We start from the raw sequence: 16,519 nt of genomic DNA on the forward strand, positions 1-16,519 counted from the left end.
CTTCCCCGACGCCAACGACGACGTCCCTCAACATCATCAATCAGCATCGTGAACTCGCCACCGGGGCTTGGCCCCGGCGCGCGCCTCCATGCGGAGGCTGAGCCTGCAACGACGCAGCGGTGAGCCTGGAAGGGATACTCAATGACGACGAATCCGACTCCAAATACGACTTGGATTTCAGACTGGCGCCCCGAAGATGAGGCGTTCTGGAATGCGACTGGCAAGACTATCGCGCGACGCAACCTGATCTGGTCGATCGTGGCCGAGCATATCGGCTTCTCGGTCTGGCTGATCTGGAGCATCGTCACCACCAAGCTGCCGCAGGCGGGCTTCCACTACACCACTGACCAGCTGTTTCAGCTCGTCGCCGTGCCGGGTCTGATCGGCGCATTGATGCGCTTTCCCTATACTTTCGCGGTGACGACCTTCGGCGGCCGCAACTGGACCATCTTCAGTGCGGCGATCCTGTTCATCCCGACGCTGTCGCTTGCCTATTTCGTCAGTCAGCCCGACACGCCGTTTTGGCTGATGCTGCTGATCGCCTCGACCGCCGGCCTCGGCGGCGGCAACTTCGCCTCCAGCATGACCAACATTTCCTTCTTCTTCCCGGACCGGATGAAGGGATGGGCGCTCGGCCTGAACGCCGCCGGCGGCAATATCGGCGTCTCCAGCGTGCAGCTCCTGACCCCGATCCTGATGACGCTTGCCGTCATCAACCTGTTCCAGGCGTCCCCCGTCGACGGCATCTTCCTTCAGAATGCGGGCCTGATGTGGGTGCTGCCGATTGCGATCGCGGTGTTCGGCGCGGTGTTCTTCATGAACAACCTCACCACGGCCAAGTCGTCGATCAAGAACCAGCTCGCGGTGGTCAAGCGCAAGCACACCTGGATCATGGCGTATCTCTATATCGGCACGTTCGGGTCCTTCATCGGCTATTCGGCGGCGTTTCCGCTGCTGATCAAGACGCAGTTCCCGTCGGTGACGATCGCGATCGCCTTCCTCGGGCCGCTGGTCGGTTCGCTGTCGCGTCCGTTCGGCGGCTGGCTCGCCGACAGGATCGGCGGCTCCATCATCACGTTCTGGAATTTCATCGTGATGGCCGCGGCGACGGTCGGCGTGCTCTACTTCGTCGGGCACAAGGACTTCACCGGCTTCCTTGCGATGTTCCTGATCCTGTTCGTGACGACGGGCATCGGCAACGGCTCGACCTATCGCATGATCCCCTCGATCTTCCGCGAGCAGAACCTGTTCAGGGTGCGCGGCCAGGGCGATGCGGCACGTAGCGCCGCCCTGAAGACGGCGAGTATCGAGAGCGGTGCGGCGGTCGGCTTCATCGGCGCGGTCGGTGCCGTCGGCGGTTATCTGATCCCGAGCGGCTTCGGCAAGTCGATCGCGTTGACCGGCGGGCCGTCGCTCGCGCTCGCAATCTACCTCGGCTTCTACGCCTCCTGCCTCGCTTTGACCTGGTGGTTCTACCTGCGTCGCAGCCCGCAGGGTGAAGGCGCCTCAAGCCTCGCCGGAGCACGAGTCTGAGCCTTGGTATGAATCTCGCTTCTCCCCGTACGCGGGGAGAAGCATTGCCCGACAGTTTGACCATGAACCTGGTTCGCAATGGCGCGCACCAAGGCAAACCCAACAGGCAGGAGAACATCATGACGCCCGAACAGATCACCCTCGTCCAGCAGAGCTTTTCCAAGGTCGCCCCGATTTCGGAGGCAGCCGCGGTGTTGTTCTACGATCGCCTGTTCGAGGTGGCGCCGTCCGTGCGCGCGATGTTTCCCGAGGACATGACCGAGCAGCGCAAGAAGCTGATGGGCATGCTCGCTGCCGTCGTCAGTGGTTTGTCGAACCTCGGGACGATTCTTCCCGCGGCCTCGGCGCTCGCCAAGCGCCACGTCGGCTATGGCGCCAAGGCGGAGCACTACCCCGTGGTCGGCGCGACCCTGCTGTGGACCCTGGAGAAGGGTCTCGGCGAGGCCTGGACGCCCGAGCTCGCCGCAGCCTGGACCGACGCCTATGGCGTGCTGTCCGGCTACATGATTTCCGAGGCCTATGGCGCTCAGGCGCAGGCCGCTGAATAGGAGATGCCTTGTGAGTGAACCGCTGGTCATCGTCGGTAACGGTATGGCGGCCGCGCGTCTGGTCGACGAGCTCGCCAAGACCGCGCTCGGCCGCTACGCGGTCGCCGTGATCGGCGAAGAGCCGCGGCTCGCTTACAATCGCGTGCTGCTCTCTTCCGTGCTGGCCGGCGAGACCGGCTCGCACGAGATCGAGCTGCGGCCTGCGGACTGGTGGCGCCATCGCGGCGTCACCGTGCGCTACGGCTATCGCGTCACCGAGATCGACACCGGCCGTCGCGAGCTCAAGATCGAGGGCGAGGAGAGCATGGAATATTCCAAGCTCGTTCTCGCCATCGGCTCGACGCCGCTGCGGCTCAACGTACCCGGCGCCGATCTTGCCGGTGTGCACACCTTCCGCGACACCCGCGACGTCGATCTGCTGCTGACGCTTGCGGCTGCCAGGAAGCGCGTCGTCGTGGTCGGCGGCGGCCTGCTCGGTCTCGAGGCGGCCTACGGCCTCGCCAAGGCCGGCGCGCCGGTCACGCTGCTGCATCTGATGGACCGGCTGATGGAGCGCCAGCTCGATGGGCCCGCTGCCAACCTGCTGAAGACGCTGGTCGAGCGCAAGGGCATCCGCATCATGCTCAATGCCTCGACCGCTCGCATCCATGGCGAAGAAGGCCACGTCGAAGCCGTCGAGCTCGCCGACGGCACCCGCATCGAGGCGGACGCCGTGATCTTCGCCGCCGGCATCAGGCCGAACATCGGGCTCGCGAAGGACGCGGGCATTGCGGTCAACCGCGGCATCGTCGTCAACGACGAGATGCAGACGGCCTCGCCCGACATCTACGCACTCGGCGAATGTGCCGAGCATCGCGGCAATTGTTATGGCCTGGTCGAGCCGGCCTATGAGCAGGCGCGCGTGCTGGCGCGGCATCTGGCCGGCCGGCCCGCGGCCTATCAGGGCAGCGTGGTCTCGACCAATCTGAAGGTGTCCGGCGTCAGCGTGTTCTCCGCCGGCGACTTCATGGGCGGCGAGGGCAGCGAGAGCCTCGTGCTGTCAGACCGCAGGCGCGGCACCTACAAGAAGCTCGTCATCGCCGATGGCCGGCTCACCGGCGCCGTGCTGATCGGCGATACCGTCGATGCGCTGTGGTATCTCGAATTGATCCGCAATCGCGACAAGGTCGCGGCGATCCGCGCCGACATGATGTTCGGCCGCGCGCTCGCGCGTCCGTCCAAAGCGGCTTGAGGAAGGGCGGCTTGACATGACGGCGATCGACCCAAATCTCCGCGCCACCAAGACGACCTGCCCTTATTGCGGCGTCGGCTGCGGCGTGCTGGCAACGCCCGACGGCAAGGGTGGGGCGGCGATATCAGGCGATCCCGACCATCCCGCCAATTTCGGCCGGCTGTGCTCGAAGGGCTCCGCGCTCGGCGAGACGGTCGGGCTGGAGAGCCGGCTGCTCTATCCGATGATCCGCTGCAAGGGCGCGCTCGAACGCGTGGCCTGGAGCGATGCGCTCGACCACGTCGCCCATCGCATGCAGCACATCGTGGCGCGTGACGGCGCCGATGCGGTCGCGTTCTATCTCTCGGGCCAGCTGCTGACCGAGGACTATTACGTCGCCAACAAGCTGATGAAGGGTTTCGTCGGCACCGCCAATGTCGATACCAATTCGCGGCTCTGCATGTCGTCCTCGGTCGCCGGTCATCGCCGCGCCTTCGGCGCCGACACCGTGCCGGGCTGCTATGAGGATCTCGACCAGGCCGATCTGCTTGTCTTCGTCGGCTCGAATGCCGCCTGGTGCCATCCGGTGCTGTTCCAGCGCATGCTGAAGAACCGTGGGGAGCGCGGCGCGCGCATGGTCGTGATCGATCCGCGCCGGACCGACACCGCAAGCGACGTCGATCTGTTCCTTGGGCTCAAGCCCGGTACCGACACCGCGCTGTTCTCCGGCTTGTTGGTCCATCTCGCCGACAACGGTGCGCTGGATCAGGACTACATCGCGAGCAACACGTCGGGATTCGACGAGGCGCTGGCGCGCTCGCGCAACATCGCCGGCAGCATCACCGCGACCGCGCTGGCGACGGGCCTCTCCGAGCAGGACGTCGCGACCTTCTTCAAAATGTTCCGCGAGACGCCTCGCGTCGTCACGCTCTATTCGCAGGGCGTCAACCAGTCGGCGCAGGGCACCGACAAGGTCAACGCCATCCTGAACTGCCATCTCGCCACGGGGCGCATCGGCAAGCCCGGCGCCTCGCCGTTCTCGCTGACCGGCCAGCCCAATGCGATGGGCGGTCGCGAGGTCGGCGGCCTCGCCAACATGCTCGCCGCGCACATGGGCTTCACGCCGCCGGACATCGACCGTGTCCGGAGGTTCTGGAAGGCGCCGCGCATCGCCACCCACGAGGGCCTGAAGGCGGTGCAGCTGTTCGAGGCGATCAACCGCGGCGAGGTCAAGGCGCTCTGGGTGATGGGCACCAACCCCGCGGTGTCGCTGCCCGATGCGGACTTCGTGCGCGAGGCGCTGAAGAAGCTCGAGCTGTTCGTGGTCTCCGAAAACGTGCTCTCGAACGACACTGTCGAGGCCGGCCCGCACGTGCTGCTGCCGGCGCTGGCCTGGGGCGAAAAATCCGGCACGGTGACGAACTCCGAACGCCGCATCTCGCGCCAGCGCTCGTTCCTGCCGGCGCCGGGCGAGGCGCGGCCGGACTGGTGGATCCTGAGCGAGACCGCAAAGCGGCTCGGCTTCGGCGACAGCTTCAACTACAAATCGGCCGCCGAGATTTTCCGCGAGCATGCCGCGCTGTCGGCGTTCGAGAACGACGGCAGCCGTGATTTCGACATCGGCGCGTTGACCTCGCTGTCGGACGAGGCCTTCGACGCCCTGAAGCCGGTGCAGTGGCCCGCGCGCGAGGGCCAGACTCCGGGCGAACGTTTCTTCGCGAGCGGCGGCTTCTTCACCAATGACGGCAAGGGGCGCTTCGTTGCGCCTGAAGTGCCGGCGCTGCGCGGCGAGACCGGCCCGTCGCGTCCGCTGCGGCTCAACACCGGACGCATCCGCGACCAGTGGCACACCATGACGCGCACGGGTCTCAGCCAGCGGCTCGGTGCGCATCTGCCCGAGCCGTTCGTCGAGGTTCATCCTGACGACGCCAGCAAATATGGCATCGTCCATGACGGCTTTGCCCGCATCACCACCGATTACGGCCAGTGTATCCTCAAGGTCGTCGTCAGCGACCGCCAGCAGCGCGGCACGCTGTTTGCGCCGATCCACTGGAGCGCGATGAACGCCTCGCACGGCCGTGTCGGCGCGCTGGTCGCGCCGTTCACCGATCCGTTCTCGGGACAGCCGGAATCGAAGGCGACGCCGGCGGCGATCGCGCCGTATGAATACGTCTTCCGTGGCTTTGCGCTCGCGCGAAAGCAGCTCGAGCTGCCGCCAAACCTGATGTGGACCCGCGTCACGGTGGCCGGCGGCTTCGGCTATCTCTTCGCCGACAATGCGGATCTGTCGCGCTGGCCGGCCTGGCTCGACGGCGTCGCCGGCGAGGATGTCGCCGAGTACCGCGACTTCGGCGGCGGTGTCTATCGTGCGGCTTCGTTCGATGGCGATCGCATCGAGGCCTGCCTGTTCGTCGGCCCCGCGCATGATGCCGGCGACTGGGAGGTTGTGAAGAGCCTGTTCGTGGCCGATCAGGTCACCGACGAGCAGCGCCGCATGCTGCTGTCAGGCAAGTCTAGCGAAGGCGCGGCCTCGACCGGCCCCGTCGTTTGCGCCTGCTTCGGCGTTGGCCGCGGCACCATCTGCGAGACCATCGTCGCGGGCGCGCGCACCGCCGTCGAGATCGGCGCCAAGCTCAAGGCCGGCACCAATTGCGGCTCCTGCATTCCCGAGCTGAAACGCCTGATCGCGACGACGGAGGTGGCTCCGGCGAAACAGGCCAAGCTCGCGGGCGCGGCGGGGTAGGCAGGTCTCTTGCCCCGGACGCTGCGCAGCACGAAGTGATGCGCTGCAGAGCCGGGGCCCATGCAGCAGCGGAGCGTTGGCCTTCTGGGTCCCTGTGTCTTGGAAGTCTGTCAGGATGGGGTTGGGCGGGAAGCCGTTGGGTCCTAGGCGCTTGACGCCGTGAGCCGGCTCGGTCTCCCGCCCGTTCCATTACCAACCTGAACAGTTGCACGAGGCTGCGCCAACAGACCTCGCATCACAGGGACAGGCACCATGATCATAACCCTTCGTTGCGTCGGAATCGACGTCTCCAAACAATATCTCGACATCTTCGATGAGGCCCTGGGCGTACCGGAGCGCATCGCCAACGCGACGCAGGCCATCATGCAGATCGCGGCGCGTTGGCGATGCGATGTGCTAGTCGTCTTCGAGGCGACGGGTGTCTATGACCTCGAGCTTCGCGAGGCACTGAGTCAGGCCGGCATCCGCTTCGCCCGGATCAATCCGGCCCGAGCCCGCGACTTCGCACGCGCCAGCGGTCAGCTCGCCAAGACCGATCCGATCGATGCGCGGATGCTGGCAGCCTTTGCCCGGGCCTTGCAGCCGGCAACCGAGCAGGCCGCCAATCCCGCTCGCAACGCTTTGGCGCGGCTTGCAAAACGGCGGGATCAGCTGGTTCTCATGCGCGCGCAGGAGAAGAACAGGCGTAGCGAGGCTGACGACCGTGCCATGGCCGAACGCATCAGCCGCCTTATCGAGGTTCTCGACAGCGAGATCGCCGAGATCGAGACCGATATCAAGGGACTGATCAAGGTCGAGCCAGAGATCGCGGAGGATGCGCGGTTGATGCGCTCACTACCTGGTGTGGGTCCCGTGGCTTGCATGCAGCTCATCGCGAAGATGCCGGAACTGGGAAGTGTTGGAGCTAAGCAGATCGCGGCGCTCGCAGGCCTCGCCCCCTTCAACGTCGACAGCGGAGCCTTCCGCGGCAAACGCAAGATCGCCGGCGGCCGAAAGCGCGTTCGCGACGCCCTCTACATGGCTGCGCTCAACGCGGTCCGCCGGGCCGATCCCTTCAAGGCCTTCTACGCACGGCTTCGGCAGGCCGGCAAACCGGCCAAGCTCGCCCTCATTGCCGTCGCCAGGAAGCTCCTGACCGTCCTCAACGCAATGATGCGCGACAGGAAACCCTACTTGAAGGCCTGCCCGACATAACACCCGACATAACAGTTGCCGGCTCTGCGCAGCAGCGTTTCACGCTGCAGCGCGTCCGGGACACGAGAGCGGCATGGACGCAGCCATGCCCCGGTCGCAATCGACGCGCCCGCGATTGTGGCCTATGTTGCCGCGCTCTCCCCCCTCAACAATCACAAAAACAAAAATGATGTACCTGGAAACGCCGCCGCGCCTGATCGAGACAAAGCTCTTCTCCGGCATGCCCGACAAGTTCCGCCGCAAGGGCGTGCGGAGCGATTGGGCCGATGCCAACCGGCCAGGTGTTCCGACCGACAGTTTCATCGAGGGACCGTCGTTCGACAAAGACGGCCATCTCTACATCGTCGACATTCCCTTCGGTCGCATCTTCCGCATTACCCCTGATGGCGAGTGGTCGCTGGTGATCGAATATGAGGGCTGGCCGAATGGATTGAAGATCGCCGCCGATGGCCGCATCCTGGTCGCCGACTACATGCACGGCATCATGGAGCTCGACGCCGGCGCCGGCCGCATCACGCCGGTGCTCACCGCGCGCAATTCGGAGTCCTTCCGCGGCTGCAACGATCTGCATCTCGCTTCCAACGGCGACATCTTCTTCACCGATCAGGGCCAGACCGGCCTGCATGATCCGAGCGGTCGCGTCTATCGGCTCGCCCCGAGTGGAAAGCTCGACTGCCTGATCGACACCGGCATCAGCCCGAACGGCCTGGTGCTCGACCCCAGCGAGACCGTGCTGTTCGTCGCGATGACGCGCGACAATGCGGTGTGGCGGCTGCCGTTCATGAAGGACGGCAACGTATCGAAGGTCGGCCGCTTTTGCTCGCTGTTCGGCACCAGCGGGCCTGACGGCATGACCATGGATGCGAGCGGGCGCCTGTTCGTCGGCCACGCATCGCTCGGCCATGTCTTCGTGTTCGCGCCGAACGGCGAGTTGATCGCGCGGCTCAAGTCGTGCGCGGGACCGAACTGCACCAATGTCGCGATCGGTGGCGCGAGCAAGGATCGGCTCTATATTACGGAGTCCGCGACCGGCAGCGTGCTGGTCGCAGATATCAGCGGACTGTGAGCATTCACATGAACACAAAACCCTTCGGCAAGACCGGCACGAACGTCTCCGTGATCGGGCAGGGCACCTGGTATCTCGACCACGGCGATCGCAAGCGCGCGATCGCGGCGCTTCAGCGTGGGCTCGATCTCGGCATGACCCATATCGACACCGCCGAGATGTATGGCGATGCCGAGCTCGTCATCGCCGATGCGATCGCCGGGCGTCGCGACGAATTGTTCCTGGTTTCAAAGGTGCTGCCGAGCAACGCGTCTCGTCGCGGCACCATCACAGCCTGCGAACGTTCGCTGAAACGTCTGAAGACAGACACGCTCGATTGCTATCTCCTGCACTGGCGCGGCTCGTATGCGCTCGAGGATACCGTCGCCGCGTTCGAGGAGTTGGTGAAATCAGGCAAGATCAAATCCTGGGGCGTCTCCAATTTTGATGCCGACGATCTCGACGAAATTCTCGATGTGGCGGGCGAAGGCCGGATCGCCTGTAATCAGGTGCTCTATCATCTCAAGGAGCGCGCGATCGAGCATGCGGTGATCCCGTGGTGTGAGCAGCACGGTGTCGCCGTCGTGGCCTATTCGCCGTTCGGCCACGATGATTTTCCGGATGCGCGCAGCAAGGGCGGCGCGGTGCTCACGCGCATTGCCGAGGCGCGTCGTGTGACACCGCGTCAGGTCGCGCTGAGCTTCCTCACCCGTGCGACTACGGTGTTCGCGATCCCGAAGGCGTCATCCGCCGAACATGCCGCTGAAAATGCGGCGGCCGGCGATCTCGTGCTGACGAAAGAGGAGATTTCGGCGCTGGATGCGGCGTTTCCGCGCGGTCCGAAGCCGCGCGGCCTGCCCATGCTGTAGTGCACAAAGCCCTATTATTAATGGAGTATTGACGCGCGCGGACGTCAGTGCATATCGGCATCCTGTTTTCGGAAGTTGTGAAAGCGGCGCAATTGTCGTTTTTACGATCATTCCCGAATCGTATTTCTCCAAGGTTCCAGCCGTGACACCGCCGCCCGCCGCAGCCGCAAGGCTCGACAGTATTCCCATGCCCGTGCCGGAGAAGAAGCAGGAGGCTCGCCGCGCGCCTGCACGCGTCGATCATCCCTTCAAGGGCATCGCGCTGGTGCTGCTGTCGACGGTGTTTCTCGGCTGCTCCGACGTCACTGCGAAATATCTCTCGTCGAGCCTGCCGTCGATCGAGATCACCTGGATCCGCTTTGTCACCTTCGCGCTGATGTTCACGCCGGTGATGCTGCCGGCTTCGCCGATCTATGCGATGCGCACCGAGCGGCTTGGGCTCCAGCTGATGCGCGGCACCGCGCTGCTCGGCTCGTCGCTGTTCTTCATCACCGGGCTCAGCTTTCTGCCGATCGCGGAAGCCTCCGCGACGGGCTTCGTCTCGCCGCTGTTCGTCACCGCGCTCTCGATCGTCTTCCTGAGCGAGAAGGTGGGCATGCGCCGGTGGATCGCGACTGCGATCGGCCTGACCGGTGTGATGATCATCCTGCGCCCGGGCTCGAGCGCGTTTCACGTCGCTGCGTTCTTCCCGATCATCTCGGCGTTCTGCTGGGCCGCCGCGCTGATCCTGACGCGCATGATCAGCGGGCGCGAAGCCGTTGTCACCACGATGGCCTATTCCGCGCTCACGGGTGTTGCGATCCTCAGCGTGATGGTGCCGTTCGTCTGGGTCACGCCGACCTGGACCGCGATCGGTCTGGGCATCGTGATCGGTGTCGCCTCCACCGTCGGGCAGTGGATCATCGTACTTGCCTATCGCTACGGCGATGCCTCGGTGCTGGCGCCGTTCTCCTACACGCAACTGCTCTGGGTCAGCATTCTGGGCTTCTTCCTGTTCGGTGAAGTGCCTGACGTCTGGACCATCACTGGTGCGGCCTTCATCGTCGCCAGTGGTCTCTATATCGCCCATCGCGAGCGCATCCGCCGCGCTCAGTTGCTGGTGCTGGAAGAGCGTTCTCCGAACCCCTGACGCAAGTCCAAGCGTCCCGCTTCGTGCTATCAACGGCTCCAACAACAGGGAGGAGCCGGATGCGCGCTGCGATTTTCAGGAACGGAGAGATTGTCGTCGACCGGATGGCGGAGCCGAAGCCCGGCCCCGGCCAGGTGCTGGTCAAGACGCTCGCCTGCGGCATCTGCGGCTCCGATCTGCATGCGCGTCAGCACGCTCCTCGCATGGTGGAGATGGCCAAGAAGACCGGGCGCGCGCCAATGGACCTTTCGCGCGACGTTGTGTTCGGTCACGAATTCTGCTGCGAGATCGTCGATTACGGCCCCGGCACTGAACGCAAATTCAAGCCGGGGACGCATGTCTGCTCGCTGCCCGCGCTGGTGACGCCGGAGGGCATCAAGGGGATCGGCTATTCCAACGATTTCGTCGGCGGCTATGCAGAGCAGATGATTTTGAGCGAGCCGCTGCTGCTGGAAGTGCCCAACGGTCTTGCGCCGGAACATGCCGCACTGACCGAGCCGCTCGCGGTCGGCGTTCATGCCGTCGCAAAAGCCAATATCGGGGGCGGTGAGGTGCCGCTGGTGATCGGCTGCGGCCCGGTCGGGCTTGCGGTGATTGCCGCACTCAGGATCAAGGGCCTGCACCCGATCGTCGCTGCCGACTATTCGCCGGCGCGTCGCGCGCTCGCGGCCAAGCTCGGCGCAGACATCGTCGTCGATCCCAGGGTGTCGCAGCCCTATGCGACCTGGGCCGAGCACGCGCAGATGTCGGACTCCGAGAAAGCCGCGCGCCCGCCGTTCCAGGCCATGCTGCCGGCGCTCAAGCCCGCGATCATCTTCGAATGCGTCGGCGTGCCCGGCCTGTTGCAGCAGGTGTTCGAGGGCGCCCCGCGCGATGCGAAGGTCGTAGTGGTCGGCGTCTGCATGGAGAGCGACAGAAACGAGCCCATGCTCGGCATCATGAAGGAGCTCAACGTCCAGTATGTGCTCGGCTACACACCGGACGAATTCGCGGGCTCCCTGCGGCTGATCGCGGAAGGACAGGTGGATGCGGCTGCGATGGTGACGGCGGAGGTGGGGATCGACGGGGTGGCGAAGGCGTTTGCCGACTTGGCCAATCCGGAGGCGCACACTAAGATCATCGTGCAGCCTTGGCGGTAGGGATGCGTAGGGTGGGTTAGCTGTGGAATCTCAGGAGGTCGTCCATCGGTAGGCCGAGGCGGCTGATGGGTGGTTTGGCTTGCAGACTGCCGTGCGGGCGATGCCAGTTGTAGTGATGAAGCCAGATTGGCAGGTTTTTGGCGCGCTGATCTGAGGTGTCGTAGGCCCGAGCATAAGCCCACTCACGGAGCACTGTCTGGATGAAGCGCTCGGCCTTGCCGTTTGTTTGCGGTCTGTAGGGCCTGGTGAAGATGTGCTTGAGGCCGAGCTTGCTGCACGCTCTGGCAAAGGCCTTGGCGCGGTAGCAGGAGCCGTTGTCGGTCATGATGCCGGTGACCTTCATGCCGAGGCTGCGGTAGTAGGTGACGGCCTCCTTGAGGAAGGCGATGGCGCTCTCCTTTTTTTGATCTTGCCGGATCTGGGAGAAGGCCAGGCGCGATGCATCGTCGATGGCAACGTGGACGAACTCGTGGCCGGCGCCACGGCTTTCGCCCATCTGGCGATCGTGTGTGATGCGGTGGCCTGGTCTGACGAACCTGCCGAGCTTCTTGATGTCGATATGGATGAGTTCGCCGGGCTGCTCGCGTTCGTACCTGCGCACCGGTTCGGCGGGCTCCAGATCGCGTATCCGGCTTAATCCCAAGTGACGAAGGATGCGGCTGACAGTGGCCGGCGACACCTTAACCTCGGCTGCGATCTGCTTGCCGGTGTGGCGCTGCCGGCGCAACGTCTCGACGGCGGCGCGCGTGGCTGGCGGGGTTTGGCTTGGCGATGAAAGAGGCCTCGAGGAGCGATCCCGCAACCCTTCGACACCCTCCGCGCGGAACCGCTTGACCCATTTGGCAACGGTCTTCGCTGTCGTGTTGAACTGGTGGGCCGCGTCGGCTGGGCTCAGCCCGCCCTCGACGACGCTGCGCACCATCGCCTCTCGACCTTTGGGCGTCAAAGGCGCATTCTTGTGGACGTTCATCTGGTCTTTCCTTGGAATACTGAAGCTTCGCAACCTCAGCTTCCTCGGTTCAGACCAGATGGACAACCTCCTGAGAGACCAAAGTTAGCCGAAGGCGTAACCCACCTCGTCTGCCTCCGCGGATATTGACAGCGGTGGGTTACGCCTTCGGCTAACCCACCCTACGAGACCTCCTTCAATATTTCGACGGCACATACATCTCCGGCGGGATCGGACCGCGGTGATAGTCGGGATTTCGCACGCGGGGCGGCAGCACGACCGGCACGCGCGCGACCTCCTGGTACGGCATCTGGCTGAGCAGATGCGCGATGCAGTTGAGCCGGGCGCGCTTCTTGTCCACGGCATCGACGATCCACCACGGACTGTCAGGCAGATGCGTGTGCTCCAGCATCGTCTCCTTGGCCTTGGTGTACTGCTCCCAGCGGCTGCGGGCCTCGACGTCCATCGGGCTCAGCTTCCACTGCTTCAAGGGATCCTTGATGCGCATAGTGAAGCGGAGCTGCTGCGCGTCGTCGGTGATCGAGAACCAGTATTTGATGAGGATGGTGCCGGATCGGATCAGCATCCGCTCGAACTCCGGCACCGACTGGAAGAACTCCTGGTACTGCTCGTCGGTGCAGAAGCCCATCACGCGCTCGACGCCGGCGCGGTTGTACCAGCTGCGGTCAAACAGCACCATTTCGCCGCCGGCCGGCAGATGCGCGACATAGCGCTGGAAGTACCACTGCGTCCGCTCGCGCTCGTTCGGCGCCGGGAGCGCCGCGACACGGCAAATGCGGGGATTGAGACGCTGGGTGATCCGCTTGATGACGCCGCCCTTGCCGGCGGAGTCGCGGCCCTCAAAGAGTACGACGACCTTCTTCTTCTCGCTCTGCACCCAGTCCTGGAGCTTGACCAGCTCGCCCTGAAGCCGTAGCAGTTCCCGGAAGTAGAGCCTGCGGTCGACCGCCGGGTTCAGCGTGCCGGTTTCGTCCAGCAGCTCGTCGAGACGGGCGTCATCCAGCTCCATCTCCAGCTCTTCGTCGAGATCGTCGGCCATTTCCTGAAGGATGCGCTCGCGCTTGGCGGTTTCGGAGGTGCGGTCGGCGTCGGTCATGGCTAGGGCTCTCACGTGGGGACGATTGTCAAATGACCATCCCCGGCGTTTGTTTCATCCATGTGACACGATCGCCGTCAGACCGGCAGCGCGATCGAGTATTTCACCTGGCTGAGCGCAAAGCTCGACTCGATCGAGGCGATGCCGTCGAGCCGGGTCAGCTTGGTCTTGAGGAACGTCTCGTAGGAGGCGAGATCGGCGGCGACGACACGCAGCAGATAGTCGCGGTTGCCGGTCATCAGATAGCACTCCAGCACCTCGTCCCATTTCGAGATTGCGCGGGCGAAGCGGTTGAGATCCTCCTCCTTCTGCCGCGCCAGCTTGATCGAGATGAACACGCTGACAAGCAGGCCCAGCGCCTTCTGGTCCACGGTCGCGATGTAACGCGAGATGACGCCGCGCTCCTCCAGCAGCTTGACCCGGCGATGGCAGGGCGAGACGGAGAGCCCGACCTTGTCGGCGAGCTCCTGCATGGTCAGCCGGCTGTCGTTCTGGAGGTAGCTGAGGATTTTGCGGTCGATGGCATCGAGGTCGGGCATTGGGATGGAACCTATAATATTGGGCATTTCATTGGTAAATTATCCCAATATTCGGAAGTATGGCGCGAAAAATTGAGAAATTTGGCTTCGCCCGCAGGCGTATCATCGTGCGACCTGTTTCCGGGAGCATTTGCCATGCCCGTCGATTCCGCCCGTCTCGACATGTTGACCGCCCTGAGCCGCAAGGCCCTGTGGCTCTCGTCGTGGACCATCCACCACGCCAACCACGTGCGTCCGAACTCGGACGGCCTCAAGGTCGGGGGGCATCAGGCCTCGTCCGCTTCGCTGGCGACCATCCTGTCGGCGCTGTACTTCCATGTGTTGAAACCTGAGGATCGCGTCGCGGTGAAGCCGCATGCGAGCCCGGTGTTCCACGCCATCCAGTATCTGTTTGGCCGGCAGAGCCGCGAGAAGCTGGAGAATTTCCGCGGCTTCAAGGGCGCACAGTCCTATCCCTCGCGCACCAAGGACGTCGACGACGTCGATTTCTCGACCGGTTCGGTCGGCCTGGGCGTCGCGCAGACGCTGTTCTCGTCGCTGGTGCAGGATTACGTCAAGGCGCACGGTTGGATGAAAGATCGCCGCGAAGGGCGGATGATCGCGCTGGTCGGCGATGCCGAGATGGACGAGGGCAATATCTGGGAAGCGCTTGCCGAGGGCTGGAAGCACGGCCTGCGAAACACCTGGTGGGTGGTGGACTACAACCGCCAGTCGCTCGATGCCGTCGTGCGCGAAGGTCTCTGGGAAAAGTTCGAGACCATGTTCCGCAATTTCGGCTGGGACGTCGTCATCGTGAAATACGGTCGCCTGATGCGCGAAGCGTTTGCCGAGCCCGGCGGCGAGGCGCTGAAGCGCTGGATCGACAATTGCCCGAACGCGCTCTACGCCGCGCTGTGCTTCCAGGGTGGCGGCGCGTTCCGCAAATATCTGCATGACGAGATCGGCGACCAGGGGCCGATCACGAAGCTGATCGACAAGCGCAGCGACGAGGAGCTGCTGGCGCTGATGTCGAACCTCGGCGGCCACGACATGGCGAGCATGCTGGACGCCTTCGAGTCCATCGATCACGATCGCCCGGTCTGCTTCATCGCCTACACCATCAAGGGCGTCGGCCTGCCGTTCCAGGGCCACAAGGACAACCATGCCGGCCTGATGACGGTCGCGCAGATGGAGAAATATCGCGAGAGCCAGAATATCCGTCCCGGGCACGAATGGGACAAGTACGAGGGGCTGACGCAGGGTGCTGCCGAGCTCGATGCCTTTCTCGCGCGCGTGCCGTTCAACCAGAATGGTCGCCGGCTGACCGCACCTGTTATCGAGGTGCCGCAGCAGCTCGCCTTCAAGCCGTCGGCGCAGATGTCGACCCAGCAAGGCTTTGGCCTGGTGCTGAACGAGATCGCGCGCGGCGACAGCGAACTGGCCAGGCGCATCGTCACGACATCGCCCGACGTCACCGTCTCGACCAATCTCGGTCCGTGGGTGAACCGCCGCGGCCTGTTCGCACGCGCCGAGAAGGCGGATTTGTTCCGCAGCGAGAAAATTCCGTCCACCTTCAACTGGGACTTTTCGCCAAAAGGCCAGCATCTCGAGCTCGGCATTGCCGAGATGAACCTGTTCATCATGCTCTCGGCGCTCGGCCTGTCGCACCAGATCAACGGTGAGCGGCTGCTGCCGGTCGGCACGCTCTACGATCCCTTCATCGAGCGCGGCCTCGATGCGCTGAACTATGCCTGCTACCAGGATGCGCGCTTCATGGTGGCGGCGACGCCGTCCGGCATCACGCTCGCGCCTGAAGGCGGCGCGCATCAGTCGATCGCGACACCGCTGATCGGCATGGCGCAGGACGGGCTCGCCTCGTTCGAGCCGGCGTTCGTCGACGAACTCGCGGTGATCATGGCTTTCGGTTTCGAGCACATGCAGCGTGATCCGGGCGAGGGCGGTTCCGTGTATCTGCGTCTCTCGACGCGCAGCATCGAGCAGGCGCAGCGCATCATGACACCGGAACTGGTGCAGGGCATCACCGATGGCGCCTATTGGCTGCGCAAGCCGGGCCCGAATGCCGAGGTCGTGATCGCCTATACCGGCGCGCTGGCGCCCGAGGCGATCGAGGCGACCGGCTTCATCGGCGAGAGCCGCCGCGACGTCGGCCTGCTCGCGATCACCTCGGCCGACCGCCTTCATTCGGGCTGGACTGCGGCGCGAAAATTGCGGCGCGACCGGCGCGGCGTGCAGCATCTCAGCCATATCGAAAAGCTGCTGGCACCGTTGTCGCGCGACTGCGGCATCGTGACCGCGATCGACGGCCATCCCTCCGCGCTCGGCTGGCTCGGCAGCGTCCGCGGCCATCGCGTCGAGGCGCTCGGCGTCGAGCAGTTCGGCCAGACCGGCACCATCGCCGATCTCTATCGGCACTATGGTCTCGATGCCAATGCCATAATCGACGCGGCGGAAAGCCTCACCGCGGGCGCACCGATCGCCCATCGCAAGATGGCGGTGTGACACGC

At 64.4% G+C, this 16,519-nt stretch carries 13 protein-coding genes; 10 read left to right on the forward strand and 3 right to left on the reverse strand.

Annotation, left to right across the window (positions count from 1 at the left end):
• Positions 1–141: 141 nt before the first annotated feature.
• From AB7532_RS10135 to AB7532_RS10175, 9 genes are all read left to right on the forward strand, one after another.
• Positions 142–1,533 carry an MFS transporter gene (locus AB7532_RS10135; protein WP_441234655.1) on the forward strand — a complete coding sequence of 464 codons (1,392 nt, stop codon included), beginning with the start codon at positions 142–144 and terminating at the stop codon, positions 1,531–1,533.
• A 119-nt stretch (positions 1,534–1,652) separates the two neighbouring features.
• Complete coding sequence (locus AB7532_RS10140) at positions 1,653–2,081, forward strand: globin family protein (protein ID WP_441234656.1); 429 nt, start codon at positions 1,653–1,655, stop codon at positions 2,079–2,081.
• 10 nt (positions 2,082–2,091) lie between these two features.
• The gene (locus AB7532_RS10145) at positions 2,092–3,312 is read left to right on the forward strand and encodes an NAD(P)/FAD-dependent oxidoreductase (protein ID WP_441234657.1); all 1,221 of its coding nucleotides are present in this window, start codon (positions 2,092–2,094) and stop codon (positions 3,310–3,312) included.
• A gap of 16 nt (positions 3,313–3,328) precedes the next feature.
• Positions 3,329–6,034, forward strand: coding sequence for a nitrate reductase (locus AB7532_RS10150; protein ID WP_441234658.1), 2,706 nt, complete (start codon positions 3,329–3,331; stop codon positions 6,032–6,034).
• A 252-nt stretch (positions 6,035–6,286) separates the two neighbouring features.
• Positions 6,287–7,228, forward strand: a complete 942-nt coding sequence (locus AB7532_RS10155) for an IS110 family transposase (protein WP_441233115.1) — start codon at positions 6,287–6,289, stop codon at positions 7,226–7,228.
• Positions 7,229–7,397: 169 nt separating this feature from the next.
• Entirely contained in the window at positions 7,398–8,294 is an 897-nt protein-coding gene (locus tag AB7532_RS10160) for an SMP-30/gluconolactonase/LRE family protein (protein WP_441239230.1), read from the forward strand.
• Between the two features lie 8 nt (positions 8,295–8,302).
• The gene (locus AB7532_RS10165; RefSeq protein ID WP_441234659.1) at positions 8,303–9,142 is read left to right on the forward strand and encodes an aldo/keto reductase; all 840 of its coding nucleotides are present in this window, start codon (positions 8,303–8,305) and stop codon (positions 9,140–9,142) included.
• Positions 9,143–9,329: 187 nt separating this feature from the next.
• Positions 9,330–10,271: a DMT family transporter gene (locus AB7532_RS10170; RefSeq protein ID WP_441239231.1), complete on the forward strand. Its 942-nt coding sequence runs from the start codon at positions 9,330–9,332 to the stop codon at positions 10,269–10,271.
• A 59-nt stretch (positions 10,272–10,330) separates the two neighbouring features.
• A complete protein-coding gene (locus tag AB7532_RS10175; RefSeq protein WP_441234660.1) occupies positions 10,331–11,410 on the forward strand; it encodes a zinc-binding dehydrogenase in 1,080 nt (359 codons plus the stop codon).
• Positions 11,411–11,426: 16 nt separating this feature from the next.
• On the opposite strand, the gene AB7532_RS10180 is transcribed toward AB7532_RS10175, so the two are convergent.
• The 3 genes from AB7532_RS10180 to AB7532_RS10190 all read right to left on the reverse strand — a co-directional run bounded on the left by AB7532_RS10180 (position 11,427) and on the right by AB7532_RS10190 (position 14,015).
• Positions 11,427–12,380 (reverse strand): IS481 family transposase, encoded by a 954-nt coding sequence (locus tag AB7532_RS10180; RefSeq protein ID WP_441232939.1) that lies wholly within the window; start codon positions 12,378–12,380, stop codon positions 11,427–11,429.
• A 175-nt stretch (positions 12,381–12,555) separates the two neighbouring features.
• Positions 12,556–13,476 carry a polyphosphate kinase 2 gene (gene ppk2 / locus AB7532_RS10185; RefSeq protein ID WP_441234661.1) on the reverse strand — a complete coding sequence of 307 codons (921 nt, stop codon included), beginning with the start codon at positions 13,474–13,476 and terminating at the stop codon, positions 12,556–12,558.
• A gap of 77 nt (positions 13,477–13,553) precedes the next feature.
• On the reverse strand, positions 13,554–14,015 hold the full coding sequence (locus tag AB7532_RS10190; RefSeq protein ID WP_441234662.1) for an Lrp/AsnC family transcriptional regulator: 462 nt from the start codon (positions 14,013–14,015) through the stop codon (positions 13,554–13,556).
• A gap of 135 nt (positions 14,016–14,150) precedes the next feature.
• On the opposite strand from AB7532_RS10190, the gene AB7532_RS10195 reads away from it, so the two are divergent.
• Positions 14,151–16,514: a transketolase gene (locus AB7532_RS10195; protein WP_441234663.1), complete on the forward strand. Its 2,364-nt coding sequence runs from the start codon at positions 14,151–14,153 to the stop codon at positions 16,512–16,514.
• Positions 16,515–16,519: the final 5 nt, after the last annotated feature.

The sequence above is a fragment of the Bradyrhizobium sp. 930_D9_N1_4 genome (assembly GCF_052076015.1).
Taxonomy (GTDB): Bacteria; Pseudomonadota; Alphaproteobacteria; order Rhizobiales; family Xanthobacteraceae; genus Bradyrhizobium.

Excerpts from the sequence above, each read along its gene's own strand:
- AB7532_RS10135 (WP_441234655.1), top strand. The coding sequence starts at position 142 with ATGACGACGAATCCGACTCCAAATACGACTTGGATTTCAGACTGGCGC.
- AB7532_RS10140 (WP_441234656.1), top strand. The coding sequence starts at position 1,653 with ATGACGCCCGAACAGATCACCCTCGTCCAGCAGAGCTTTTCCAAGGTC.
- AB7532_RS10150 (WP_441234658.1), top strand. The coding sequence starts at position 3,329 with ATGACGGCGATCGACCCAAATCTCCGCGCCACCAAGACGACCTGCCCT.
- AB7532_RS10155 (WP_441233115.1), top strand. The coding sequence starts at position 6,287 with ATGATCATAACCCTTCGTTGCGTCGGAATCGACGTCTCCAAACAATAT.
- AB7532_RS10160 (WP_441239230.1), top strand. The coding sequence starts at position 7,398 with ATGTACCTGGAAACGCCGCCGCGCCTGATCGAGACAAAGCTCTTCTCC.
- AB7532_RS10165 (WP_441234659.1), top strand. The coding sequence starts at position 8,303 with ATGAACACAAAACCCTTCGGCAAGACCGGCACGAACGTCTCCGTGATC.
- AB7532_RS10170 (WP_441239231.1), top strand. The coding sequence starts at position 9,330 with ATGCCCGTGCCGGAGAAGAAGCAGGAGGCTCGCCGCGCGCCTGCACGC.
- AB7532_RS10175 (WP_441234660.1), top strand. The coding sequence starts at position 10,331 with ATGCGCGCTGCGATTTTCAGGAACGGAGAGATTGTCGTCGACCGGATG.
- AB7532_RS10180 (WP_441232939.1), bottom strand. The coding sequence starts at position 12,380 with ATGAACGTCCACAAGAATGCGCCTTTGACGCCCAAAGGTCGAGAGGCG.
- ppk2 (WP_441234661.1), bottom strand. The coding sequence starts at position 13,476 with ATGACCGACGCCGACCGCACCTCCGAAACCGCCAAGCGCGAGCGCATC.
- AB7532_RS10190 (WP_441234662.1), bottom strand. The coding sequence starts at position 14,015 with ATGCCCGACCTCGATGCCATCGACCGCAAAATCCTCAGCTACCTCCAG.
- AB7532_RS10195 (WP_441234663.1), top strand. The coding sequence starts at position 14,151 with ATGCCCGTCGATTCCGCCCGTCTCGACATGTTGACCGCCCTGAGCCGC.